Origin of the sequence: Lactiplantibacillus sp. 30.2.29 (genome assembly GCF_018991255.1) — a bacterium.
GTDB lineage: Bacteria > Bacillota > Bacilli > Lactobacillales > Lactobacillaceae > Lactiplantibacillus > Lactiplantibacillus pentosus.
Genome location: NZ_JAGYGU010000015.1, coordinates 54193 through 80996 on the forward strand (window position 1 = coordinate 54193; position 26804 = coordinate 80996).

General features: G+C 46.6%; 25 protein-coding genes. 21 read left to right on the plus strand and 4 right to left on the minus strand.

Annotation, left to right across the window (positions count from 1 at the left end):
• The first annotated feature begins 448 nt into the window (after positions 1-448).
• The 12 genes from KGF65_RS09820 (at position 449) to galU (ending at position 10173) form a co-directional block, all read left to right on the plus strand.
• Positions 449-1324 (plus strand): phosphate ABC transporter substrate-binding protein PstS family protein, encoded by an 876-nt coding sequence (locus tag KGF65_RS09820; RefSeq protein WP_050339151.1) that lies wholly within the window; start codon positions 449-451, stop codon positions 1322-1324.
• Between the two features lie 10 nt (positions 1325-1334).
• Positions 1335-2264, plus strand: coding sequence for a phosphate ABC transporter permease subunit PstC (gene pstC / locus KGF65_RS09825; RefSeq protein ID WP_216748380.1), 930 nt, complete (start codon positions 1335-1337; stop codon positions 2262-2264).
• Positions 2254-3138 (plus strand): phosphate ABC transporter permease PstA, encoded by an 885-nt coding sequence (pstA, locus tag KGF65_RS09830; RefSeq protein ID WP_003637828.1) that lies wholly within the window; start codon positions 2254-2256, stop codon positions 3136-3138. The genes pstC and pstA overlap by 11 nt, the downstream gene beginning before the upstream one ends.
• Before the next feature lie 14 nt (positions 3139-3152).
• Complete coding sequence (pstB, locus tag KGF65_RS09835; protein WP_216748381.1) at positions 3153-3962, plus strand: phosphate ABC transporter ATP-binding protein PstB; 810 nt, start codon at positions 3153-3155, stop codon at positions 3960-3962.
• Positions 3963-3973: 11 nt separating this feature from the next.
• A complete protein-coding gene (gene pstB / locus KGF65_RS09840; protein WP_216748382.1) occupies positions 3974-4729 on the plus strand; it encodes a phosphate ABC transporter ATP-binding protein PstB in 756 nt (251 codons plus the stop codon).
• An 11-nt stretch (positions 4730-4740) separates the two neighbouring features.
• Entirely contained in the window at positions 4741-5415 is a 675-nt protein-coding gene (gene phoU / locus KGF65_RS09845; protein WP_003637831.1) for a phosphate signaling complex protein PhoU, read from the plus strand.
• Positions 5416-5515: 100 nt separating this feature from the next.
• A complete protein-coding gene (locus tag KGF65_RS09850) occupies positions 5516-5833 on the plus strand; it encodes a PspC domain-containing protein (protein WP_050339150.1) in 318 nt (105 codons plus the stop codon).
• 15 nt (positions 5834-5848) lie between these two features.
• Entirely contained in the window at positions 5849-6214 is a 366-nt protein-coding gene (locus KGF65_RS09855) for a phage holin family protein (protein WP_088769986.1), read from the plus strand.
• A gap of 145 nt (positions 6215-6359) precedes the next feature.
• Complete coding sequence (hprK, locus tag KGF65_RS09860) at positions 6360-7310, plus strand: HPr(Ser) kinase/phosphatase (RefSeq protein WP_003637834.1); 951 nt, start codon at positions 6360-6362, stop codon at positions 7308-7310.
• Between the two features lie 15 nt (positions 7311-7325).
• Complete coding sequence (gene lgt / locus KGF65_RS09865) at positions 7326-8174, plus strand: prolipoprotein diacylglyceryl transferase (protein WP_050339148.1); 849 nt, start codon at positions 7326-7328, stop codon at positions 8172-8174.
• 16 nt (positions 8175-8190) lie between these two features.
• Positions 8191-9207: an NAD(P)H-dependent glycerol-3-phosphate dehydrogenase gene (locus tag KGF65_RS09870; protein WP_101873995.1), complete on the plus strand. Its 1017-nt coding sequence runs from the start codon at positions 8191-8193 to the stop codon at positions 9205-9207.
• 42 nt (positions 9208-9249) lie between these two features.
• The gene (gene galU / locus KGF65_RS09875) at positions 9250-10173 is read left to right on the plus strand and encodes a UTP--glucose-1-phosphate uridylyltransferase GalU (protein WP_216748383.1); all 924 of its coding nucleotides are present in this window, start codon (positions 9250-9252) and stop codon (positions 10171-10173) included.
• A gap of 277 nt (positions 10174-10450) precedes the next feature.
• On the opposite strand, the gene KGF65_RS09880 is transcribed toward galU, so the two are convergent.
• The gene (locus KGF65_RS09880; protein ID WP_216748384.1) at positions 10451-11131 is read right to left on the minus strand and encodes an EAL domain-containing protein; all 681 of its coding nucleotides are present in this window, start codon (positions 11129-11131) and stop codon (positions 10451-10453) included.
• Between the two features lie 549 nt (positions 11132-11680).
• Here KGF65_RS09880 and KGF65_RS09885 point away from each other — a divergent pair.
• The 4 genes from KGF65_RS09885 to KGF65_RS09900 are packed head-to-tail and all read left to right on the plus strand — an operon-like array spanning position 11681 to position 17149.
• Positions 11681-13093, plus strand: a complete 1413-nt coding sequence (locus KGF65_RS09885; RefSeq protein ID WP_216748385.1) for an FAD-dependent oxidoreductase — start codon at positions 11681-11683, stop codon at positions 13091-13093.
• On the plus strand, positions 13074-14225 hold the full coding sequence (locus tag KGF65_RS09890) for a glycosyl hydrolase family 8 (RefSeq protein ID WP_101873993.1): 1152 nt from the start codon (positions 13074-13076) through the stop codon (positions 14223-14225). Before KGF65_RS09885 ends, KGF65_RS09890 begins: the two co-directional genes overlap by 20 nt.
• A gap of 16 nt (positions 14226-14241) precedes the next feature.
• A complete protein-coding gene (locus KGF65_RS09895) occupies positions 14242-15738 on the plus strand; it encodes a hypothetical protein (protein WP_105920646.1) in 1497 nt (498 codons plus the stop codon).
• Entirely contained in the window at positions 15731-17149 is a 1419-nt protein-coding gene (locus tag KGF65_RS09900; protein ID WP_253954412.1) for a hypothetical protein, read from the plus strand. Before KGF65_RS09895 ends, KGF65_RS09900 begins: the two co-directional genes overlap by 8 nt.
• A 751-nt stretch (positions 17150-17900) precedes the next feature.
• Here the strand turns inward: KGF65_RS09900 and KGF65_RS09905 are convergent.
• The gene (locus KGF65_RS09905) at positions 17901-18074 is read right to left on the minus strand and encodes a hypothetical protein (RefSeq protein ID WP_162255266.1); all 174 of its coding nucleotides are present in this window, start codon (positions 18072-18074) and stop codon (positions 17901-17903) included.
• A gap of 273 nt (positions 18075-18347) precedes the next feature.
• Here KGF65_RS09905 and KGF65_RS09910 point away from each other — a divergent pair, with 273 nt between their 5' ends.
• The 4 genes from KGF65_RS09910 to trxB all read left to right on the plus strand — a co-directional run bounded on the left by KGF65_RS09910 (position 18348) and on the right by trxB (position 23589).
• Positions 18348-19625 (plus strand): glycosyltransferase, encoded by a 1278-nt coding sequence (locus KGF65_RS09910; protein WP_101873990.1) that lies wholly within the window; start codon positions 18348-18350, stop codon positions 19623-19625.
• Positions 19564-21708: a cellulose biosynthesis cyclic di-GMP-binding regulatory protein BcsB gene (locus KGF65_RS09915; protein ID WP_216748390.1), complete on the plus strand. Its 2145-nt coding sequence runs from the start codon at positions 19564-19566 to the stop codon at positions 21706-21708. Before KGF65_RS09910 ends, KGF65_RS09915 begins: the two co-directional genes overlap by 62 nt.
• Entirely contained in the window at positions 21701-22558 is an 858-nt protein-coding gene (locus KGF65_RS09920) for a diguanylate cyclase (protein WP_101873988.1), read from the plus strand. Before KGF65_RS09915 ends, KGF65_RS09920 begins: the two co-directional genes overlap by 8 nt.
• Positions 22559-22650: 92 nt before the next feature.
• A complete protein-coding gene (gene trxB, locus KGF65_RS09925; protein WP_003637846.1) occupies positions 22651-23589 on the plus strand; it encodes a thioredoxin-disulfide reductase in 939 nt (312 codons plus the stop codon).
• Between the two features lie 131 nt (positions 23590-23720).
• Here trxB and KGF65_RS09930 read toward each other — a convergent pair whose 3' ends face one another.
• Both KGF65_RS09930 and KGF65_RS09935 read right to left on the minus strand, forming a co-directional pair.
• Positions 23721-24353: a DUF421 domain-containing protein gene (locus KGF65_RS09930; protein ID WP_216748386.1), complete on the minus strand. Its 633-nt coding sequence runs from the start codon at positions 24351-24353 to the stop codon at positions 23721-23723.
• On the minus strand, positions 24354-24806 hold the full coding sequence (locus KGF65_RS09935) for a DUF3290 domain-containing protein (RefSeq protein WP_050339138.1): 453 nt from the start codon (positions 24804-24806) through the stop codon (positions 24354-24356).
• Between the two features lie 218 nt (positions 24807-25024).
• Here KGF65_RS09935 and KGF65_RS09940 point away from each other — a divergent pair, with 218 nt between their 5' ends.
• Positions 25025-26752, plus strand: coding sequence for a phospho-sugar mutase (locus KGF65_RS09940; protein WP_021336671.1), 1728 nt, complete (start codon positions 25025-25027; stop codon positions 26750-26752).
• The last annotated feature ends 52 nt before the right edge of the window (positions 26753-26804 follow it).

Consider the following 26804-nt stretch of genomic DNA (forward strand, 5'->3'; position numbering starts at 1 on the left):
CCCGGGCTAGAAGAAGACTCGTATTTGAAATCGCACAGTGGGTTTCTGTGTGAGTTCAAATCGATGTCCGCCCTGTTCCAGCGTTGTCAGCCAGCCCCGGAAGTCGGATTAGAAAGCGCATCTGCTGACGAACAGGACGCCAACTTGGCACGTTTTAATCATGATTCATGATAAATCAACTAACACATTGTGTCCGTGATATTAATGGTGCCCACTGACAAGTCACCATTAAAAATGATTCAAAACATAACGATTTTCAAAGTGAAATGTAAACTTTGAAAATCGTTTTTTTGTGCACCTTTCTCATGTTCTTGCCATTTTAGGGCGGATAAATCGTCAAATCCTTAAAAATAATTCGACGTTTACACAATCTTTACAAAACTCATATAAAGCATTTACACAAACTTTGTATTATTGATATTGAGCAATGGGTAGGAGGTATACATTTATGAAAAAAAGTCGGGTCATCCAATTAATTGGGTTGGTCGTGATTATTGGATTGGTCGGGTTGGCGTATGTGCGTCGTGACCGGACCAGTGCCAGTGAATCGATCACAGCAGTTGGATCAACGGCCTTACAGCCACTAGTTGAAGCTGCCGGTGAACAATATAGTAGTACCCACACCGGGGTGTTCATCAATGTGCAGGGTGGTGGTTCTGGAACGGGGCTGAGTCAAATTCAGTCGGGCGCTGTCGCTATTGGTAACTCAGATATTTTTGCAGAAGAACAATCGGGTATCACCGCTAGTAAGTTGATTGACCATCGGGTTGCCGTGGTCGGCATCGCACCAATCGTCAACAAACGCGCGGGTGTCACTAATTTGACGCAACAACAGCTCATCCAGATTTTCACGGGTAAAGTGAAGAACTGGCGTGAAGTCGGTGGACGGGACTTACCAATCACACTGATCAACCGCGCACAGGGCTCTGGAACACGTAAAACCTTTGAGCGGTATGCCTTAAAGGGTCATGAAAGTATTGAATCCCAGGAACAGGATTCTTCCGGATTGGCACGCTCAATCGTTGCCAGTACGCCAGGTGCCATCAGCTACGTGGCATTTTCATATTTAGACAAATCTGTTCAGACCGTCAAAGTTGACGGTGTTCGACCAACAGAGCAAAATGTGCGGAATAATCGCTGGTACATTTGGTCGTATGAACACTTATATACTGGGAAAAATCCCAACCAATTAACTAAAAAATTTATTGATTACATTTTATCAACCGCTGTTCAACAAAAGTTAGTCAAGCAGTTAGGTTATATTTCGGTCCATGACATGCAAGTTCAGCGGAATGCGGCCGGTAAAGTTTCAGTTGTGAAATGAGGGAGAGCGCATGGATAAAATTAGAGAGAGTTTATTGAAAAAATCAGTTGCTAGCAAGATCGAACGACGTGGTAAAGCCATTAGTTTGCTCTGCCTAGCTTTAATTGTCGGCGTCGTTTTTTTGATTTTTTACTTTGTGGCGTCACGGGGACTCGCAACGTTCTTCGAAAATCACATTAATATTTGGCAATTCTTGAGCGGCACACAATGGAATCCTGGCACGATTGGCAGTAATGGTCAACCGGCCGTGGGCGCCTTACCAATGATTGTCGGGTCGTTCTTGATTACGATTCTTTCCTCATTGGTTGCAACGCCCTTTGCCATCGGAACTGCCGTCTTTATGACTGAAATCTCACCTCGTCGCGGGGCACAAATCTTGCGGCCAGTTACTGAGTTATTGGTCGGTATTCCATCAGTTGTTTATGGGTTTATCGGTTTACAAGTTGTTGTACCATTCGTTCGCAATACGTTTGGCGGTAGTGGCTATGGGATCTTATCAGGGACGTTCGTGCTGTTTGTCATGATTTTACCGACTGTGACGTCCATGACGGCCGATGCGTTGAATGCGGTCCCTCGTTATTACCGAGAGGCGTCCTTAGCTTTGGGTGCCACTCGTTGGCAAACAATTTATAAAGTCGTGTTACGCGCGGCGACTCCTGGTATGCTGACGGCGGTCGTCTTCGGGATGGCCCGGGCGTTCGGGGAAGCCCTCGCGGTACAGATGGTCATCGGGAATGCGACGCTGTTACCACACAACTTAGTCTCACCAGCAGCAACCTTGACGAGTATCTTGACGATGGGAATTGGAAACACGGTCATGGGGTCATTACAAAATAATGCACTCTGGTCATTAGCAATGATCTTGTTACTGATGTCCTTAGTCTTCAACCTAGTTATCCGCTACATTGGGCGAAAGGGGAAATTAAACCATGAACGCTAAACGAACTGATAAAATGGCGACCGGGATTCTCTACGGCGTCGCGGCCTTCGTGGTCATTATTCTAGTCGCCCTGTTAGGGTACATTTTGATTCAAGGGGTGCCCAAGATTTCTTGGCACTTCTTAACATCACCAGCGTTAGCCTTTGAAGCTGGTGGGGGGATTGGGATTCAATTGTTCAACTCCTTCTACCTGTTATTTTTAGCCTTACTGATTTCGCTCCCTATCTCGCTGGGTGCCGGAATTTATTTAAATGAATACGCGCCACAAAATACGGTCACTGGTTTGATTCGGACGACCATCGAAATTTTGAGTTCTTTACCTTCCGTGGTCGTGGGGTTGTTCGGTTATTTATTCTTCGTGGTTCAGTTCAAGTTAGGCTTTTCGATTCTGTCTGGGGCGTTTGCACTGACTGTTTTCAACTTACCGATTTTGACGCGGAGTATTGAAGAAGCCTTAGCCAATATTTCAGATAATCAGCGAGAGGCGGGTTACGCCCTTGGATTATCACGCTGGGAGACGGTGACCAAAATCGTCGTCCCCGCTGCGTTACCAAGTATCATTACGGGGGTCGTCCTCAGTGCCGGCCGAATCTTTGGGGAAGCCGCAGCCTTGATCTACACGGCGGGCCAAAGTGCACCAGCGTTGGACTTTACCAACTGGAATCCGTTCGACATTAGTAGTCCGTTGAGCCCCTTACGACCAGCCGAAACGTTGGCGGTCCACATTTGGAAAATCAACTCTGAAGGGATCATGCCGGATGCCAAAGCCGTTTCAGCCGGTGCTTCAGCCGTGCTGATTATTGCGGTCTTACTCTTCAACTTCTTGGCTCGTTGGCTCGGCAAACGCTTGTACAAACACTTAACCGCTGAATAAAGGAGGCCGTTTTGATGGCAGATAACACAATGATAACAACGCAACGAAATATTATGACGTTTGATCCTAAAGACCACGAAATCGCGCTTTCTACCGAAGACTTACACGTCTTTTACGGGAATTCGGAAGCCATTTCGGAAGGTGATTTGCAATTCGAACGGTATAAAATCAGTGCGTTAATTGGCCCTTCTGGTTCCGGGAAGTCGACCTACTTGCGGTCTTTAAACCGGATGAATGACCGGATTGCGACTGTAAAGGGTAAAATTATGTATCGTGGCTTGGATATTAATAGTAATGACATTGATGTCTATGAAATGCGTCGGCACATTGGGATGGTGTTCCAACGGCCGAACCCGTTTGCAAAGTCGATTTATGAGAACATTGCCTTTGCATTGCGGCAGCGTGGGTTGAACAATAAACAACAGTTGGATGAAATCGTTGAACGTTCACTCCGTCAAGCTGCGATGTGGGACCAAGTTAAGGACGATTTGAATAAGAGTGCGTTAGCGCTATCCGGTGGGCAACAGCAACGGCTCTGCATCGCGCGGGCAATTGCGGTCAAGCCTGATATCTTATTACTGGATGAACCGGCGAGTGCCCTCGATCCAGTCTCGACTAGTCAAATCGAAGATACCTTACTAGAATTAAAGCAAAACTACACGATTATTATCGTGACTCATAACATGCAACAAGCGTCACGGATTAGCGATTACACGGCGTTCTTTAACCTTGGAAAGGTCTTGGAATACTCAGAAACTGGTGAGATTTTTACGAATCCGCAAGTTGACCTGACAAACGACTACATTTCCGGGAACTTTGGATAGGAGGATCGTTCATGAGTACAATTTTAACGACTGAGAACTTATCATTATTTTATAGTAAAAAAGAAGCTCTGAAAGGTGTTAACCTAGACTTTGAGGACCGCGGGATCACTGCGTTGATTGGCCCTTCCGGTTGTGGGAAATCCACTTTTCTGCGCTGCCTGAACCGCATGAATGATCTGATTCCAAACGTCACGATTACTGGTGAAGTTAATTTTAACCAGCATAATATTTACGCTCCGACGATGGATACGGTACAATTACGGAAAGAAGTTGGGATGGTATTCCAACAACCCAATCCTTTTCCGTTCTCAATCTATGAGAACGTGGTCTATGGGCTACGTTTAGCTGGTGTCCATGATAAGGAACGTTTAGATGCGGCCGTTGAAAAGAGTTTGAAGCAAGCGGCAATTTGGGATGAAGTTAAGGACCGCTTGCACGCCAATGCGTTATCACTGTCTGGTGGGCAACAACAACGGGTCTGCATCGCACGGGTGCTTGCTGTGGAACCCGATATCATTCTCCTAGATGAAGCAACCAGTGCGCTGGATCCCATCTCTAGTCGAATGATTGAAGAGACCCTATTGAATTTACGTCAAGATTACTCTATCATAACTGTTACGCATAACATGCAGCAGGCTTCACGAATTTCTGACCGCACGGCGTTCTTCTTGAATGGTGAATTGATTGAAGTGAACGATACCAAGCAGATTTTCATGAATCCGGTTAGACAAGAAACCAATGACTATATTTCGGGACGATTTGGTTAGGAGGAAAAAACATGCGACGACTTTTTGATGATGAACTAAATGATATTGATGCAAACTTCACTGAGATGGGAATGATGGTCAGCGAAACGATCGAAAAGGCGGTTAAAGCCTTTATTGACCATGACCGCGATTTGGCCCAAGAAATCATTGATAATGATAAAAAAATCAATCAACGTGAAGTGGAACTAGAACAAAAATCGTTTGAAATGATTGCGTTATACCAGCCCGTGACTTCCGATTTACGGGAAATTGTCACCATCTTGAAAGCCGTTTCTGAATTGGAACGTATGGCTGACTACGCGCGTAACATTGCCCACGCCACGATTCGGGTCAAGGGTAACGTTCGTGTTCCTGAAATCGAAGCCGCGTTATCCGAAATGGGTAACCGGGTTCGGAAGATGGTAGAAGACATGTTAGCCGCCTACGTGAAGAGCGATGACCAAGAGGCGCGCCGCGTTGCCGCTAAGGATGCCAAAGTCGGTGAGATGTACGACAAGATCAACGCTAAGGGCATCTCTAAGATGGAACGGCACCCAGAGACGGTAATCGGGTCGACGGATTATTTAAATGTGGCGACTTACCTGATGCGGATTGGGGCCTTAGTAACGAATATCGGCGAATGGATCGTTTATTTGAACACGGGCGAAATCATCGAACTGAATCCAGAAAGCTCCAACTTAGTCTAGTTAATCATAAATAATTCTTTAAAGCCGGTCGTCTCGTTTGCAACCGGCTTTTATAATTAGTAAGATAAAGTTAGACCAGACTTATAAGGAGTGGCTAACGATGAAATCAAATACAAAACAAAAATTAACTAAATCCAATAATCGCGTTTTTGCCGGAGTCTTGGGCGGAATTGCTGAATATTTAAATTGGAATGCAAATGTATTACGAGTCTTATATGTTATTTTGACCTTAATTACCCATGGCTTTGGTCTTTTGGTATACTTATTACTAATGACAATTATCCCAAGTAAGCCAGAAAATACCGGCTTCTTCGAACAGATGCGGCAGAGTGCTGGCCAACCAGCACAACCAACCAAACATGGACGAAAAGAAATTCATAATGTTCATGAGGAGGATGAGCCGCGTCACCAAGATTAATGGAGTGATAAAAAAGTGGGTTTTGTGAAACGAATTTTAATCAATACGATCCTATTTATTGCGATTGCGGGCTTCTTTCAGAGTAGCTTTCACGTTGCCAATGTGTGGATGGCATTATTAGCAAGCTTAGTGTTGGCGTTCCTGAACGCTGCCATTAAGCCGGTATTGATCATCCTTTCATTGCCAATTACGTTAATCACGTTAGGGCTGTTTAGTATTGTCATCAACGGGTTTATGCTCCAAATGACCTCGTTTGTCGTTGGCAAGAATAACTTTGGCTTTTCGAGTTTTGGCATGGCGATTCTTGTCTCCGTCCTGATGTCGATTGCCAATGTGATCGTATCCAATTTTTTCGCAAAAGACAGCATTGATGGTGAATAAAGCGCTTTAAAGTGCTAAAATTAGCAGATAGGGATAATCCGTTTTCAGTCATAAAAGTGTGGCCGCTTGAAAAGGTAGCGTAATAGCGCGACTGGACAACGCCGGTCACACTTTTTTATTAACGGAACGATTTGGAGGGATTCATTTGGCAGAGAGTGTAACCGTTGCCGATTTGGTTAAAAATACGCGTCTGGACGTTTACCATGGCGCTGATTTATTAGATAAAAAAGACATTACGACTAGTGATATTTCACGCCCGGGACTCGCGTTGACCGGTTACTTCAACTACTATCCACGTGAACGGGTTCAATTATTAGGCAAAACTGAAACCGCTTATTCAAAGAACATGAGTCATGATGAACGCTTGATGATTTTTCGTAAAATGTGTCAATTAACGACGCCAGCGTTTGTGATTTCAACTGGTTTACCAGTGCCAGAAGAACTGGTTCAAGCTGGTGAAGAGAATGGGGTGCCGATTCTTGGCACTAAGATGACGTCGTCACGGATCTTGAGTAATATGACCAATTACTTGGAAGGCAAGCTCGCTGAACGGCAGTCCGTTCATGGGGTCTTGGTCGATATTTATGGTCTCGGTGTCTTGATCACTGGTGACTCCGGTGTTGGGAAGAGTGAAACCGCGTTGGAATTAGTCAAACGGGGCCATCGTTTGATTGCCGATGACCGGGTCGATGTTTATCAACAAGATGAACAAACACTGGTTGGTGAAGCGCCTGCAATTTTGAACCACCTGTTGGAGATTCGCGGTATCGGAATCATTGATGTCATGAACCTCTTCGGGGCTGGTGCGGTCCGTCAAGATACTGACATTGACCTCATCGTCCACTTAGAGAATTGGACGCCTGATAAGCAATTTGATAGACTAGGGAATGGAGAACAGAATCGGAAATTCTTTGATGTTGAAGTTCCAGAAATCTCAATTCCAGTCAAGACTGGGCGTAACCTTGCCATTATTATTGAGGCGGCGGCCATGAACTTCCGTGCCGAGAGTATGGGATATGACGCAACCAAGGTATTTGATGATAACTTGAACAAGCTGATCAAAACGAATTCCGTCCACGATTCTCACAAGGCATAAGGAGATGGCAGTAGCGTGAATACCGTTTTAGGGGCACTTAACCCGATTGCACTACGGTTGGGACCAATTCAGGTCCATTGGTACGGCGTCATTATTGCGAGCGCCGTCGTGATTGCGGTGGCACTCGCGGTACGTGAAGGTCAGAAGCGGGGCATTCGTCCCGATGATATTTACGACATGATTTTATGGGCACTCCCATTTACGTTGATTGCGGCGCGGACGTATTACGTCATCTTTCAGTGGTCGTATTATAGTCAACACCCGAGCGAGATTATTCGTATCTGGGATGGTGGGATTGCCATATACGGTGGCTTGATTGGTGCCGGAATTGTGGTCGTCCTATTCTGTCGGTCGCGGTTCATTCCCACCTGGTTAATGTTGGACGTTGCGGCGCCCACGGTGATCATGGGCCAAGGAATTGGTCGCTGGGGTAATTTTATGAACCAGGAAGCCTTTGGGCGCGTCACGAGTCTGAGCTTCTTGCAAGGGCTTCATTTGCCCGAATGGCTCATCAATCAGATGTATATCCAAGGCGCGTATCGCCAACCGACTTTTTTGTATGAATCAGTCTGGGATTTATTGGGGTTTGTGATGTTGATGGTGACCCGCCATCGAACGAATTGGTACAAGCAAGGTGAGGTCTTCTTGACGTACGTTGCTTGGTACGCCTTTGGTCGCTTCTTTACGGAAGGGATGCGTACTGATTCGTTAATGTTATTTAACGTCATTCGAGTCTCACAAGCATTATCAGTCGTGCTCTTCTTCGGGAGTATCGGCCTGATGATCTGGCGGCGGCGACGTCATCCAGAGAATCGCTGGTATTTAGCTGGTTCAGGGCAAAAGATTGCCACGGAAAACAAGTAGAGTAGAGGTTATTTACATGTCAAAACAAATTGCCGTCTTAGGTGCTGGCTCATGGGGCAGCATCTTGGCAAATTTATTAGATGAAAATGGTCATTCCGTTCGTTTATGGTCGTACGCACCTGCACAGGTCGCTGAACTCAACGAACACCACACGAATCAGCGCTATGTGCCTGATTTTCACTATTCAGAAACATTGACGGCTTATTCAGATTTAGCAACCGCAATCGACGGTGCCGACGTGATTTTATTCGTCGTTCCAACCAAGGCAATTCGGAGCGTCGCACACCAAGTTGCCGACGTGTTAGCGAAAACGAATGCCCACCCAATCATTGTTCACGCAAGTAAAGGGTTGGAACAAGAGACCCATAAACGGTTGTCGCAAGTCTTGGCTGAAGAAATTCCGTCTGCGCAACGTGAAGCAATCGTCGTATTATCAGGGCCAAGTCACGCTGAAGAAGTCGCACGGAAAGATATTACGCTGATTACTGCGGCGAGTGATAATGAGGCGGCGGCCGAAACGGTACAACAACTCTTCATGAACGATTACTTCCGAATTTATACGAATACGGACGTGGTCGGTGTTGAACTGGGCGCTGCGCTCAAAAATATTATCGCGTTGGGTGCTGGTGCGTTACATGGCTTAGGCTATGGTGACGATGCCAAAGCAGCCTTGATGACGCGGGGACTAGCTGAAATCAGTCGGTTAGGTGTTGCGCTAGGGGCGAACCCGCTAACGTTTATCGGCCTTTCTGGTGTCGGCGATTTAATCGTTACTGCGACGAGTGTGCATTCACGTAACTGGCGTGCTGGTAACGAGCTCGGCTCCGGTCAAGATTTGAAGACGGTCATCGATACGATGGGTATGGTTATTGAAGGTATTCCGTCAACTAAAGCGGCTTATGAATTAGCTCAGCAACAAAATATCGAAATGCCCATCACGGAAGCGATTTATGATGTATTATATAAGAGTGCTGATATTAAGGAAGTCATTCCACAATTAATGCGGCGCGAGGGGAAACCTGAGATTCAGTAGGAGTTTCCAAACTAATTTCACTATTTTTAGGAGGATTATCACATGTCAAAAGTTAGAAAAGCCGTTATCCCAGCGGCCGGTTTAGGGACCCGGTTCTTACCTGCTACTAAAGCGATGCCTAAGGAAATGTTACCAATCGTTGATAAGCCAACGATTCAGTTCATTGTTGATGAAGCACGCAAATCTGGTATCGAAGATATTGTTATCGTTACTGGTAAGAGTAAGCGGAGTATTGAAGATTACTACGATTCTAATCCAGAACTTGAAGATAATTTACGGGCCAAGCACAAGGAAGAAATGCTGAAGTTGGTTCAAGAAACGACCGATATTAACTTATACTTCATTCGTCAATCACACCCACGTGGCTTAGGGGATGCGGTCTTAACGGCCAAAGCGTTCGTTGGTGACGAACCATTCGTTGTCATGCTTGGTGATGATTTGATGGAAGATAAAGTGCCATTAACGAAGCAATTGATGAATAGTTACGATAAGACACATGCTTCAACCTTGGCTGTTATGAAGGTTCCTCACGAGGAAGTTTCTAAATATGGGGTCATCAATCCTGAAAGTGAAAAGGAACCTGGCTTGTACAACGTTAACAACTTTGTTGAAAAGCCATCACCTGAAGATGCACCTAGTGATTTAGCCATCATTGGTCGTTACTTACTAACACCAGAAATTTTTGATGTTCTAGAACATCAAAAACCTGGTAAGGGTGACGAAATTCAATTGACCGATGCCATTAATACGTTGAACAAGACGCAACGCGTTTTCGCCCACGAATTCAAAGGTACGCGGCATGATGTTGGTTACAAGTTCGGTTACTTGAAGACGACCATCGAATACGGGTTGACTCATCCAGATGTTAAGGACGACTTACGGACTTACATCAAGGACTTAGGTGCCCAATTAACCAAAGAAGATAGCACAACGGCACCAAAGGCCACTAAAAAAACAACCAAATAAGCGCCACTGATCAAGTTGAGCATCGTCTTAACTTGATTGACGAGCGAGAATCGGCAGCTATTCCAATCTGGGGTGACTGCCGATTTTTTGCGGTGGTCAAATGAGGTGAGAAGTCGTATGGCTGACCCATGTCAGAAATACCGATCAATGAACTGGCCGGCTACGGTATGCTGCATAAAAAAGCCATGAAATCTGCTTCAGATTTCATGGCTGTAATCCAAGACAATCGCACGTCGTTATCAGTGTGAGCCCCAATTAATGATGAATAGAATAATAGCTAATGGTCGGCCTTTAATTTGAATAAATGGGGTTTGCCGTAATAGTAACCTTGGCGTAATGCGATATTTAGGTCATCCGCCATCTGGTCTTCAACGTCATTTTCGACGCCTTCGAGAATCAGGCGAATATCATGCTTTAAAGCGATGTCGCGCCAAAATTTCAGTTGAATTGGAATCTCGTTTTCGCGATCTTCCGCGCGAAAGTTTTGCATCGCAAACTTGATTTCTTCAGCTGATTCTAACAATGGTTTGATGTGATCATACACGTTGATGCCAGTCCCAACATCATCAAGACTGAATTGTAAACCGCTGGCCTTGTACTTGGCAATTTGTTGTTGCATGGCCGCCAACGTATAGGTGTCTTCACCTGGTTCTTCGGTGACTTCAACGATGACGTGAACCGGGAATAATTTCTTCTGCGCGTCAATGACGGCGTTGGCGATGTCATCGTTCAGAAATCGTTTGCGGTTGAAATTAATCGACACCGAGCCAATTTTAAGTGCTAGTTCACTGGCCGTAGCCTTTAGTAAGCTGACTTGTACATCGATTGGAATATTATCGAAGCTCTCCGGTAATGTCCAGCGGTCCTGATCAGTTTCACGATAGCGAATCAGCATTTCGTAACCAATCAGTGAATTATTAAATTTATTTAACTGAGGCTGAATAAAGTAACGGTACATGAGCTGGCTCCTTTGATTGGATTAAAACGTTGAACCTTTCACTAATACATACTATACCAAATAACGACTTAGGGAAACTGTTTGTCACTGACTTTTTTGCATTGTGTTGAATGTCAATTGGGATAATGATAATTGTGCTCAATCAACTAGTTGGCCAGTTAAGTGCTCACAGTCGTTGATAAGCGGCAGAAATTAAACGAGTTCAGGTCCCACATCGCAGCTTGTCATTCGGAGGTTTGGTGGTTACGAATGGACGTCATGTCTCGTGCAGCGTCAGCATAATTTGTGGTGATCTTGATTCGCGACGAGATGAGTATGAGATTGCATCAACGAGTCAGTTGAATACTTGCTGTTTTTAGGGCGACTAAGCTGTTCAAGAAGACTGGTTTCAATTCGGCCGTAATAACCGTCAGCCACCCCTGACCATAACGACGGTTATCAGGTTATCAATAACTGTGTCAATTGTTGATTAAGTAATGTAAATTTAGAGAGAAGCAGTTATAATTGATTATGTTTAAATAAATCAAATTAATAATGGGAGTAAATGAAATGAAAATCGTAATTGTTGGGTGTACCCATGCTGGGACTGCCGCTGCAGCCCAAATTTTGAAAAGTCATCCTGAAGCCACAGTTCGAATCTATGAACGTGATGATAATATCTCCTTTCTATCCTGTGGGATTTACTTGTACTTGGGGGGCAAAGTCAATCACCTAGAGGACATGTTTTATTCTTCACCAGAGGCCTTAGCCAAGCTGGGAGCGTGTGTTAAAACACAGCATAACGTGCTCAAAATTGACGCGCAGGCCAAAACGCTGCAAGTCGTCGATATGCAGACGGGGAAAGTCTTCGATGATACCTACGATAAGTTGATTATGACGACGGGGTCAAACGTGGCCGTGCCACCGATTTTTGGGATTGATGAATCCAAAGTGTTGCTCTGCAAGACTTATCAACAAGCCCAAGAAATTTACGAGACTGCCAAGGACAATCAGCGCATTGCCATCATTGGGGCGGGCTACATTGGCACGGAACTATCCGAAAGCTATGCTAATACGAATCATGACGTCACCTTGTTCCAATCACATGACCAGATTTTGAATAACTACATTAGTCCGGATATGTCCGACCAGGCGGTGCAATTGTTGAAAGCGCACGGCGTCAACGTGTTGCTGAACCATCAAGTGACGGCCTTTACTGGTGGGGATGATGGCGAACTCGTTATCGAAACCAATCAGGGCGATTTTACGGCTGATTTGGCAATCGTCGGGACCGGGTTTGTGCCGAATACGGAATTGTTGCGGGGACAGGTCGAGATGGATAAGCACGGTGCCATCATTATCAATGACTATGTTCCGACCTCGAATCCTGATATTTACGCTGCCGGGGACTCGTGCGTCGTCAACTTTAATCCGACGGGGGCGTCAGCCTATACGCCACTAGCGACTAATGCCGTTCGTCAAGGTGCCTTGGCGGGGTTAAACGTCTTTGGCAATCAGCAACGCTACATGGGGACACAAGCGACGTCCGCGATGCAACTCTTTAACCACACACTGGCAACGACCGGTTTAACGCTGAAAATGGCCCAGCAAAGTCATATTCCAGCCGAACGGGTCACGTTTGACGGCACGTGGCGGCCTAGCTATATGCCAAGCACCGATAAACTCACGATCGAACTCATCTATAATCCGGAGAATCGTAAAATCTTGGGTGCCCAATTCTTGAGTGCCCATGAGGTCGCCCAGTCCGCGAGCGCAATCTCGATTGCGATTCAAAATGGGAATACGATTGACGACCTATCCTTTGTCGACATGTTATTCTCGCCTAATTTTGATGACCCGTTTAACTACCTGAACTTGGTCGCACAACAAGCCGTTGAACAGGAACGTCAGGCCGGACGCGATAACCCCCGTATCACGGCCTATGGCGATTGGGCAAAACAAAATGACCGTGACTTACAGTAAGCCGTTACGTCGATATTGGTGGTTAATCGGCCTGCTGATAGCGTTGATGGGACTGAGTGGGTGTCGACAGCAGACAACCGTAAAGCCGCCCAAACAAGCGCCCAGTGGCTTTGTCGTGACTACGAAATATGCGGCTGATTCTAAGCAGCAACGCCAACGCTTGGCGAACTTTATTAAGCGCGGCTTGTTGACCAAGCAGGGCCTATACACGAATTATTTGGATACGGCCAAACGGACCACGGCGACTGCAAGCGGCCACGAGATGCTGAGCGAATCTTCCGGGATGTGGCTACAGTATCTGGCTACCACGCATCAGTGGGCGCAGTTTCGGCAATTTTACCGGCAGACTAAGACGACATTTGATGAAAAGGGGTTGTTCAGCTATCGCTATGATCCGCGGGCGAAGAAACGCTACAGTGTCAATGCGACGCTGGATGATTTACGGGTCATCCGAGCATTATTAACTTACGATGAAGCCCGCCAGACGACGCATTATCGGCAAGAAGCGGCCCAACGCTACCAGACCTTAGCCCAGACGACGATCAAGAATGGACACTTAGTCGATTATTATGATGTTCATTCGCATAAAGCGGCGACGACCGCCAGCTTAGCCTATTTTGATATGCAGACACTCAAGTATTTTGAGCAGGAGACCAAAAGTGGCCGGCAAGCTTATCATAAACAACTGATCGTGCTCAAAGGCGGCTACTTAGGCGACGTCTTTCCATTGTATGCCAAAAGCTATCAATGGACGACGGCGACTTATAGTTCGGGCAACTTGAATACCTCTGAAGCGCTGGAGACACTGTTGCATTTAGCCGAAATTAAGCAACTCAAAGCGACCAGTCGACGATGGCTGATTCAACGGGTCACTAAGCGCGACTTGGCAAATGGCTATACGACGTCCGGGACCGTCAGTGTTGGTGGTGAATCGGCCGCCAACTATGCCTTAGCCGCGGCGATTTTTGCTCAGCTACATGACCGTAAACACTATCAGCTCGCGATGAAGAACGTGTGGCGTCTGCAAGTTGATCAAGCTGATTCGGCCATTGACGGGGGTATTGGTGATGCCAAGACCAAGCAAGTCTATTCGTATAGCAATCTGACGGCGCTTAACGCAGCGTTTTATTAAAGGGGGGCTCAGCACGGTGACGATAGTTAAACAACGACTGCAAAGCGGATTGCGCTGGTTGCAACGCTTACTGCCGCCCCCGCTGTTAGCGACCCTGATTTGTGCCGGGCTAGCGGCTTACGTTGCCTTGGTGCCACCGATTAACGGATTGGCCGACAATGGTGATTTTTATCGCGCAATGTATTCGAATGGCATCTATAAGTTATTAGGAAGCCACTACAATTATTTTGATTTTGTGACGCAAAAATTTGGCTTGATGAAATATTACAACGATTATCAGTCCGTTAATTTTTCATCACAACCTTTGTTTGTCAAACTCGCAATTGGTTTAAACAAGCTATTTTATAGTCGCACCGTCTTTGATATCCGGTTTATGGCGCTCGTCAACATCGGCTTGTACCTAGTCGGGATTTATCTGTTGACGGATGCCCTGACGTTTCCGTCTAAACGCTGGCGTAATTATGTGATTGCTGGATTGGTCGTCTTCGTGTTTGGCGACTCGTCATTTACCTTGTACTTCAATTCGTTTTTTGCTGAGCCGCAGATGCTTGGGTTAACGCTAATTGCATTCGGCTCGTTCTTATTACTTGCTCGGCAACGCTATCGACGACGGTGGCCGTTAATTCTGCTGTACTTTCTCAGCAGTGGCCTCCTGATTACCAACAAGTCGCAAAATGCCCCGTTGGCCTTGAGTTTTGTGGTCATTACGATTGGCCTGCTGTTCTTGCCTCGCGCACGTGCCATGCGTGTCTATCTATTGCTGGGCATGGGCGCGTTACTGATAACGGGTGGGCTGACCTACAAATTAATCGGGCAGGACTTCGTCGATATCAATACTTATCAGACGTTTTCACATGGTGTGTTGACGCAGACGACTGACCCGAGTAAGGACTTAGCCAAAAGTGGCATCGATGAGCAGTACGCCTTGATGCAGTCGCAGGATTACTATGCGAAGCAATTCGCGACGATTCAGGCTTCGGGACCGTACGTCAAAAAGAACCTGATTGCTAAGCTAGGTGTCGGTTGGGTCGTGAAATATTATGCGACTCACCTTAAACAGTTCGGTAAACTGATGGATCTGGCTGCGGCGGATGTCATGATTACGCAGGTCAAGGCGGTTGGTGATTACACGAAGGCTTCCGGCGCACCTGCCGGTAAACAGCTGACATTTTTTACGACCTATAGTCAGCTCGCAGGGGCCTTCTTCCCGCAAAAATTTGCTTTCAACTGCTTATTAGCCGTCGCGTTGGTCATCGTCTACTTGGTCGGCTTTTATAATGACATACGGCAACAGCGCATTGAGGGTGTTTTACGGTTCTTTCTAGTCCTTGGCTTACTGACGATATTTATTTTTGTGCCAGTTATTTCACTGATTGGTGACGGCGATGCTGACCTTGCCAAGCACTTATTCATGGTGCCAGTCAGTATTGATTTGATTTTCTTATTATTTATCTCAGATATTTTGAATCATCGTCTATGGCATGCTTATCGAGAGGAGGCATCGGATGCGTAAAGCAAGTTGGTGGCTAGTACTCGCCAGTTTGGTTATAACGATGATGGTTGTGACCACCCCCAAAACCGTGCAGGCGGCCGAAAATTCCAAGCAAGTCTTGCTCGTATACGACTCTCAAAATGTGGCTGATCATGGGCAGGCAAAAATTGCGGCGGTCCAGCGGATTTTGACCGGACTGCATGTGCGGGTGACGACGATGGCGGCTGAGGACTACCGTGCTGGTGAATTAGCCGATTATTCAGGTGTGGTGACGCTAATCAATTGGCCTCAGACGAAGCTCGATAACGCAGCGTTTGTGCGTGACCGCAATCGATTTAACGGTCCGCAGCTACACATTGGGATGAATCTGACAGCTACGGAGGCACAACGGCTTCACGCGCACCGAACGAATCTTTATCAACAGCAGTTTAGTTTACAGGCCGCGCACCAAGGCGTGCAGCAATTATTGCCGTTCAAAACGTCGCTGACAACGCTGACGGATTTGCCAACGGATGCCCGAACAATTGGTTGGTTGACGCCGCAATCGTTGAATGACCGACGTTACCCCTATGGAACGATCGTTGACCGCAACGGGTATTTGCCGTTTCTGTCGACGGGCGGCTACGCATTCATGTTGGCAACGCAAACCATCGCGACCCTATTCGGTACTAGTGGTCACTATCAACCACTGTTGACGATTGCCAAGGTGACGCCGTATTCCAATCTCGAATTGCTCGACCAACTCAGCGCCTGGTTATATGCACAAGGTATTCCATTTGCCGTAAGTACGACGACGGTTGGTGACAATGGCAGTTTTAAAGCCTATCAACGTTTTGCGAAAGTGTTACGGCGCGTGGAAAACCGGGGCGGCGTTATTTTCCTGAAAACGCCGGTTGTTGGTGGCGTCACGGCTAGTAGTGGTCCGGGACTCAATAAGTTGATGAATAGCTATTTGATTCAGTTTGCGCAAAACCAAGTCTACCCAGTGGGCATTAGTAGTTCAGCTTACTGGAATCAAGATCGCGTTTATCGGACGAATTCCTTGGCGAAAGCGAACCAAGTCCTCTTGCTTCCTAATCCGGCAACGACGACTTATGCCCATCAGGACAATCAGGCAACCATTTTTAAGCAGGCGTTTTATGGCATCAGTGCGACATCGTTTGAATCAGTCAAACAAGGCGCGAATTTGAGCCGCTCAGGATTGGATTTTGCGATTCCAACGGCCCTAACGATGACGATGCCGAATCGTCAGGCGAGTTTGGAAGACGTTACGCGTCGTATCCACCGCATGAATTATCAATGGTATGATCCAACCCAGCAGATGCCGCAAACGCTCATCAAGGCAGGCACTGCGACGATTGGTTATCACCAGGGGACTTATTTCTTAAATGGTGCAGCGACGCAAGTGACCAATGAAGCGCCGAAGACCTAGACCCTGGCACCCGTTAAACCAGCGCAAAGTTGGATGAACCGCTTCTTCAAAACGCAAGGGGTCGTGTTGCTAGTCTTCTTTTCACTGACTTTAGGCATCTTTGGGTTGTTCATTGTCATCGGCCGTCGCGTTTATCTCAATATGTTTAAACCAAAGTAGGGTTGCATTCAGTCACTGAAGGGCTGACTGACGAGCAACAAGTCAGCTCATACAACTAGTACGCGTTGTGCTGGCTATGATTGAGCATCAAAGATGATTGAAGCATGCTATTTTCTAAGTTTAAGGGCTCCCAGCTGAGACCCGCTGGAAAAAGTGCGAGTTATCGTAAACTTGCTGTGGTGGATGCTTCCTAGTCCGGCTTCCAGGTATTTCTGACAACGCTGGAACGCGATGGACACAGATTTAAGCCGAAAGCCCACGTCTTAAATACTGGTCTTCCACTAACCAAGCATACGACGCTTGCTAAGTGGAATTTCATCGCTGAGCATTGTCAGAAACACCTTCCAGCCGGGATGGTATTCGAAAGGCGGACATGTGCGGACCCAACTTTTTGTTGGATTAGTCGTTGGTTACTTGGTACACAGTCACTTTGATATTCAACTGTCAGATTAGTCTTTAATGATAACTAAAGTTCCTTACTTATACTGTCAGACAAGCGACCTCACTGAACTTGTCAGAATCTTCTTCAGTCGTCTGGGATAACAAAATCTCCGATTATAAGCGAAGGTAATTTTATCGACTAAATTCAAGACTAGTTACCATTGAAATTTGAGGCATTGAGATGAGTGAGCAATATCTGGATAATTCTCTCAGTACTCAAATGCCACAAAGCATCACCGATACCGATTGAAAGTTTGCCTGAAGGTCCAGTCACTAAATATTCAGTGGTCAATTGCACCAAGTTAGGTGGCCGTTCATCTGCCATTCGAGCGGGTTCCCGACTGTAGGGGCCGGCTGACAATGCTCAAGGGCGAAGTTCTTCTTGTCCGGGTGGTCTTCCCGAGCTAGAAGAAGACTCGTATTTGAAATTGCGCAGTGATTTTCTGCGTGAGTTCAAATCGATGTCCGCCCTGTTCCAGCGTTGTCAGCCGGCCCCGGAAGTCGGAATAAGGAGATCACCGGCTGACGAACAACAATCCAAACAATTAGCATGCTTTAATCATTATCCATGACAATTAACGAGTTGGCACAGATAAACATGATGGATGAGGGGGAACGCATCATTAGTGTTTTAGATTATTTTTTGTTTTTAGCGGTGTTGTCGATTTGGGGCATCCTCGTCGTGAACGTGATTTTGACGATTGCGGGTTATGTTAATTATTTACAAAAGGTGCGGCAGCCTAAGCCGCAATTGCCAGCGCAGGTCCCGTTCGTTTCAATCATGGTGCCGGCCCATAATGAGGGCATCGTCATTGTTAAAACGTTACAAGCCTTACTGAACTTCGACTATCCCAAGGACCGCTATGAAATTATTATTATCAACGATAATTCGGATGATAACTCAGCTGAATTACTAGCTGAGGTGCAGTCGCTCTATCCGCATCGCAATCTCAAGGTTATCAATACCGATAAGACTAACGGCGGTAAGGGTAAGTCGAACGCACTGAACATTGGGCTCAAGCAGGCGCAAGGCACGTTGATTTCAATCTATGATGCCGACAATACGCCTCAGCGCAGTGCGTTGCGATACTTAGTGGCTGAGTTAATGCAGGACTCCCAGTTGGCCGCGGTCATTGGTAAATTTCGGACTCGGAATAAGAACGCGTCACTGCTGACAAGGTTTATTAATATCGAGACATTATCTTTTCAATGGATGGCGCAAGCGGGGCGCGAGAAGTTGTTCAAACTCTGTACGATTCCTGGTACGAATTATGTGATTCGACGCGATATTTTGGAAAAAATTGGCGGCTGGGACGTTAAGGCCTTGGCGGAGGATACCGAAATCAGCTTTCGCGTTTACCGAATGGGGTATCGGATCCGATTTCAACCGCTCGCCGTCACGTGGGAACAGGAACCACAGACGCTGGATGTCTGGTTTCACCAACGGACGCGCTGGGTCAAAGGCAACATTTACGTGATTTTAAAAAATGCGCGACTGTTGTTTACCAAATCGGGGCGACCGATTCGATTTGATTTGCTGTATTTTTTGGCCATCTATTTCTTACTGATGACATCACTAATTTTGTCCGATAGCATGTTTGTGCTTTCGGTTGCTGGCATCGCACACTCGAACTTAGTTGGGTTCAGTAATGCACTGTGGGTAATGGCCGTTATCACGTTTGTCATTAGCACCTTTGTCACGATTACGACGGAAAAGGGTGAAATGACGCTGGCCAATTTACTCATTATTATTTTTATGTACGTTGTTTATAGTCAAATGTGGCTCGCGGTAGCCGCACATGGAATGGTGGGGTATGTTCGTGAACAAGTTTTTCATCAACAAGCAAAATGGTATAAGACCAAACGCTATCAATAGCTGGCTGCTGTGGGGAATAGTCGTATTGGCGTTACTGGGCGGCAGTGGTTGGACACTTGCCCATCCGTTGATTGGTCAAGCGGCTGATAAGACTCAGACCTACACGCAATCGTTTCAAAACACAACGACGACGCTATCTGGTGACGCGGTCGAAGCTAATATGTACTTCATTAAGATGGACTACTGGCAAGTCAAAAAAGTGACCATCAACCTGAATTTCCAAGTCTCTCAATTAACGAATCGAGAAACTTCAGATATCACGTTGTCGCTCAATGGCACCAAGTTTGAGTCTTTTCGACCGCGCAACCAGACTGGCCTGCAGACGAAAACAGTGAACGTGCCATTGCGCTTGTTACAAGGTGAGAACCAGCTTAAAATTAGTGGCCAAATCGTCACTAAAGCCGGTGACAAAGGCAGTCAACGCATTCAGACACCAGCAAATTGGTTGACGATTTATTCTGGCGCCAACGCGAATTTTACTTATCAATTAAAAGCGCCGACGACTGCTATCAAGTCGTTTTACGCCCATTTTTCGGGGACGGATACGATTGCTAACGCTAACTCAGTGATCATTTTGCCAGCACAAGCGACGAATGGTGAGTTGACGGCTGGCATGTACGCCTTGACGGGTGAAGCACGAACGATTACGACCGAAACTAATCAAATTCCAGTCACGACTGCCGATACGACGGCGGCAAAAAATGCGGATTATCGGCTGGTCATCGCCACTTATGCGCACTTGCCCAAGGCGTTGCAACGCCAGATTAAACCCTCCGAACTAGCGCAACGGGCAGTCATTAAGACGGTTTATCATGATGGCCACCACACCTTAATTGTTACCGCGCGCACCGCTCAACTGTTACAAAAGGCGAGTCGCTTCATTGCCAATCAGGAGTTGATGCAGGAAACGACTGCCAGCACGAAAACGATTAGTGCTCAGACGGCCACGTACACTTCGGAGGTCCGAAATGGCGGCAAGACACAACTGACGACGAGTGACGATTATTTGACGGGTGCTAACCACCAATCGAGTACCTATTTTGTCAGTTTGCCAGTCGATCAGACCAACGCCAATGGCTCTAAAATTAGGATTCACTTCCGGTATGCCAAGAATTTGGACTTTAAACGGTCATTAGTGACCGTTTACGTCAATGATAAGGCCCTGGGAAGTAAACGGTTGACTGCAGCCAACGCGGACGACGACGAACTGACCGTTAGTTTGCCTAAGGGTCAGGCGTTGGGGCATGATTTTACGATTCGAGTGGCCTTCGACTTGGAACTCCCTGGAAAAACTGCGACCAACAATGCACAGACACCTTGGGCCCTGATTCGCTCGAATTCTGAGGCGACCATCAAATCGCAACCGGTCGCTGACTTATTGTTGACGAATTATCCGTATTTGTTTCTGAAAAATGACACCTTCAATCAGTTGGCCGTCGTTCGGCCGAGTCGGTTGACCGCGGATGATTATCAGACACTGACCAACATCTTCAATCTGATTGGGACCTATGCCAAAAGTAATACCGGACAGATCAAATTTTATACGCATCGGCCAAGTTCAAAGGTGTTGAAAAATAGTAACGTCATCGCGTTTGGAACGCCCCAGCAGAATGCGTTCATCCGCGCGCTCAATTCCAATCTGTATTTTAAATACGATCGCCATTTTACGGGCTTCGTGTCGAATGAAAAATTGAGTATCGAAAAGACGTATGGTCAAAATATCGGCACGGTCCAGCTACTGCGCTCGCCGTACAATTCGCATTCTGGCCTGTTAGTGGTGACCGCTGCCAAATCCAGTGATGTCTATCGTGCGTCGACACAAATCAACTTTCAACGCAATATTGCGCAATATCAGGGCGATGCAATTGTGGTCGACCATGATAATAACCACAACGATTATCGCTTTAAGAAGCACGCGACGGTTAAAGATCAGACAACGGTCAAAACGGTGGTGCAGAAAAATTCGAAGCTGGTGCTTTATCTGGGCATTGCCGTGCTGATCATGGTGCTGATTTTGATTGCCGGTTTTCTGATTATTCGTAAGAACGGGTTGCTAGAACGGAGGGATGACCATCATGAATGATGACCAACGCGCGTCACTGCTCGCTGACATCTATTTGCTGCTGTTTTTAGCGTTGATTTGTACGATGGCGGTACTCATGGCCCTGACGCCCAATTTGACGTTAAACACGCTTTATTTGGGCGTGACGGTCGTCATGATCTTGATGACCTACTTCTTTGGCGTCATCGTGGGTTTGATGGCGAACCTCGCCTTTATCTTCGTGCAGGCGGTCGTCATGATCTATCTCAACACGACTCAGCACGCGATGTTTTCACTGATGATGATTTTTTGGTTGCTCATGCCCTTGTTGTTGTCAGTGACGTTCTATGGGATGACGCGGCGTCTGACCCAGTTGCAGGCCGCTAACGCCAAACTACGCGCAGATATGATGAAACGTGGGGCTTTTGATGAGCAGACCAATCTGCGGACGACCGTCGCCTATATTCAGGATGCCCGCGTTTTCATTGAAACGAATCGACGTTTTCAACTGCCAGTCACGACGGTAATTATTCGGGTGCGCTATTATAATGAGATTCGGCGGATGATGAGTGAACAACAAGTGCGTGATTTGTTACGCCTCGTTTCGGATACGATCACGTCCGCGACTCGCGATAACGATATCACGTATTCGCTGGACCAGGACAACCCGACCTGGGCGATTCTGTTGTTTTCAAACCAACCCGGGGCCCAGATTGCGGCTGACCGAATCAAAACGAACTTTGCGAAGAATTTGCAGCGGTCGGCCAGTTTGAATGCCTTAGAAATTTTATTGGTCGTTGGAATCGCCAGTTGGGATGCCGATAAAATGCAGAGCCCATATGACTTTATGAATACAGGCATCAAGGAGACGGAATACGATGTGGCGCGTTGATTTCGGTTGTGTACAAACAAGATAGTCGACAAATGTAAATTTTGGGGGTATATTAGGCGTCATAGTAATTTAAGTGGAAGGGGTCTTTAGAAATGGCAAAGAGTTACGACGTGATTATTATTGGTGCGGGGCCTGCCGGCATGACAGCCGCCCTCTATGCTTCACGGGCCAATCTATCAGTACTGCTATTAGATCGCGGAATCTATGGTGGACAAATGAATAATACCGCCGCAATTGAAAATTATCCTGGTTTTAAATCAATTTTAGGGCCGGATTTGGCTAAAGACATGTATGAATCAGCGACCCAATTTGGGGCTGAATATGCTTATGGTAGTGTTGAATCTGTTGAGGATCGTGGCGATGTCAAAATCGTGACGACCGACAGTGATACGTTCGAAACGAAGGCCCTCGTCATTGGGACCGGTTCTGAATATCGTAAGTTAGGCGTTCCTGGCGAAGATACGTATGGTGGCCGGGGTGTCTCATACTGTGCCGTTTGTGACGGTGCGTTCTTCCGTAACAAGCACGTGGTCGTTGTCGGCGGTGGGGACTCCGCTATCGAAGAAGGGACGTACTTGACGCAGCTCGCTGATAAGGTCACGGTGATTCATCGTCGGGACCAATTGCGGGCACAACAAATCTTACAAGACCGGGCATTCGCAAACCCTAAGATTGAATTTGTATGGAACAGTAATGTGACGGAAATCGTCGGTGACGATAAGAAGGTCACTGCGGTTAAGGTCAATAACAACAAGACGGGCGAAGACAGCGAAATTGCAGTCGATGGTGTGTTTATTTATGTTGGGATCAACCCAATTACCAAGCCATTCAGTAATCTTGGCATTACCGATGAAAATGGCTGGATCGAAACCAATGATCACATGGAGACCAAGGTTCCTGGTATCTTTGCGATTGGCGATGTTCGCAAAAAGGACTTACGCCAAGTTGCCACAGCCGTTGGTGAAGGTGGGACTGCCGGACAAGGCGTCTACAACTACATCACTGCGTTAGGTGACAAGGTCAAAAACTAAATCTGATTAAATGCACCGAGACGCCTCGTGGCTGGTGATTAAGTCTGAACTTAATGGCTGTCCGGCGTTAAAGTGCAACACAAAATGCGCGACTAACCTGAGATTAGCCGCGCATTTTTTAGTCATTATCCTCAATGTTGGTAGGGGAACAGTAACAACTGTTTATTCGTATAAGTTGCGAGGTAAATCTCACTGATTTGATACCCCTGTGCCTGCAACTGTGTCAGTAGCCACGTTTCGTCGTGCTCGCTGGTTTCCAGTGCATCAGTGTTGACTTGACCGTCGACGATCAGCGGATATTTGACAGTGTCGTCACCGACTTGCGTAATCGTCAGTTGCCCGTTTTGCTCCAGCACGGCGCGTTTGACGTTGCGAATATCGGTAATGCCTTCTGTTTGCAAGCGGAACGTCAAGTCGTTGGCACTCAAACCGTTTTTAAGTGTGGTACTGACTAATAGCTCACCGTTTTTGATGAGTAGCTGTGGGCGTCCATCAATCATGCGTTTGACGAAATGATTGTGATTCGTTAAGAACCGTAAGACCAGTACTAACAACGTCCAAATAAGTAAGACCAGAATATACTGCAGCACGGTGACACTGGTGCTATAAATCATACCACCGACAATTGCACCAAGGACGTAATTCTGCACTTGATCCAACGCGCTGATCGGGGCTAAGTTACTCTTACCAGAGAGGTTGATTTGGATGATGATAGTTAATAACCCGAGTGCGAGTTTGATGGTCACATCCCAGTATGAGAACATTTACTCACCCTCCTTAACGTAATTGATTTTAGACTGAATCGGGGTCGCTTTGGTCAGGGTATAGCTATTGCCATCCGTATTGACGGTCACGTTGTAGATATGGTCCTGAACTTTGATGAGCATCCCACTGCTGACGGAGCTCGTGTTGGACCAGACGGCCGTCTTCTTAACGCCCTTTTCCTTGGCCACCCGCTGCATGATTTGGGTGACCTGCGACTTCTGATTGAAGCTATTTTGCAAGCTCTCCCATTCATTGTATTGAATACCGACGAGTAACAATAATAAGAGAACCATGATAATGAATAAATCACGGTATTTGAGGTCCGTCTTGTGACGATACCAGAGCCAACTGAGCACGGCAATGATTAAAATTGTAATACCGATGATGCCGAGCTGAATTAGCGTATGATTGCTGTTTTGATGGACTAAGTAGTTGTATGAATAAAAAGTCATGTCGCCCTCCTTATAAGATTCATTATAGCAAGTTTTGCGACTGACTTTACAAACCGACACTTGGTTAGCGCCCCTGTACAGCGCTTACATTAACGAACTAACCGCGCGAAAGTCGGGGATTAATGGATTTTCTTAGTAAATTTTACTTTGTTAAGCCTAGCAATGTTGTATACTATTTTTGTAAGCACTAACAAATATCGGAATTGGAGATGGTTTTTGTGAGTTGGCAAGATACTTATAATACCTGGAAAAACCAAGCGACACTTGAAACAAGTTTAAAACAAGAATTAACGGCGATGGCTGGTGATGATTCAGCCTTAGAAGATGCCTTTTATGAACCAATGGAATTCGGAACTGCCGGCATGCGCGGGGTCCTCGGACCTGGAATCAACCGGATGAATATTTATACTGTTCGTCAGGCAACGGAAGGGTTAGCCCGGTTCATGGATACGCTACCCGCCGATGTTAAGGAACGCGGCGTGGCGATCAGTTTTGATTCACGGCATCATTCTGAAGACTTTGCCCACGAATCCGCACGGGTCTTGGGGCAACACGGCATCAAGTCATACGTGTTTGAAAGCTTGCGGCCAACTCCAGAATTGTCCTTCACGGTACGGCATTTACACACCTATGCCGGCATTATGATCACGGCTAGCCACAATCCTAAGCAGTATAACGGCTATAAGATCTATGGTGAAGATGGTGGTCAAATGCCACCAAAGGAATCCGATTTGATTACGTCATACATCCGGAAAGTTGACGACGTGTTCGCCATTGCGGTTGCTGATGAACAACAATTATTAGCTGACAAGACTGAAACGATTATCGGTGATGACGTCGACCAAGACTACTTGGCAAAGGTCAAGGAAGTCACGATCAACCAAAAATTAGTCGATGAAGTTGGCAAAGACATGAAGCTGGTCTTCACGCCACTGCACGGGACTGGTCGGATGCTGGGTGAAAAAGCCTTGAAGAACGCTGGGTTCAAAAACTTCAGTGTCGTTAAGGAACAAGCAGTCGCTGACCCTGACTTTTCAACGGTCAAGTTCCCGAACCCTGAATTCCCAGAAGCCTTCAAGATGGCGATCGATTTAGGGAAAAAGGAAGGTGCCGATGTATTGATTGCGGTCGACCCAGATGCTGACCGGTTGGGGACAGCTGTTCGGCAACCAGATGGCGAATACGTCTTATTGACTGGGAACCAAATTGCGGCCGTCTTATTACACTACATCTTGCAAGCCAACAAGGATGCAGGGACCTTACCAAAGAACGCTGCCGCGGTCAAATCGATCGTTTCCAGCGAATTTGCGACGAAGGTTGCGGCTTCCTATGGTGTTACGATGATCAACGTCTTAACTGGATTTAAGTATATCGCTGAACAAATCGAACACTTTGAAGCCACCGGTGAACACACCTACATGTTTGGCTTTGAAGAAAGCTATGGCTATTTGATCAAGCCATTCGTCCATGACAAGGATGCCATCCAAACGACGGTCTTATTAGCCGAAGTTGCCGCTTACTACAAGCAACAAGGTAAGAACCTCTATGACGGGCTTCAAGACCTATTTAAGGAATATGGCTACTTCCGTGAACAGACGACTTCTGAAGAATTTGACGGTGTCGGTGGTAGTGACAAGATTGCAGCCTTAATGACCAAGTTCCGTAGCGAAGCCCCAACGGACTTTGCTGGTTACGCGGTTCAAGGGACGGAAGACTTCCAGAGCCAAACGGAAAGCTTTGCGGATGGTCACACGGCCCCAATCGATTTACCACAAGCCAATGTTTTGAAATATCACTTAGAAGACGGCACTTGGATCGCCATTCGGCCTTCTGGGACGGAACCTAAGATCAAGTTCTACATTGGTACCTTGGGCGACACCCTCGATGAAGCCAATGATAAATTAGCTAAGTTTGAAGCTGCAATTCAAGCGTTTATCAAAGAATAACGATTAGCCTGCGCAGGCTACCTGCCTGATTTTAATTAGAGCCATCAAAATA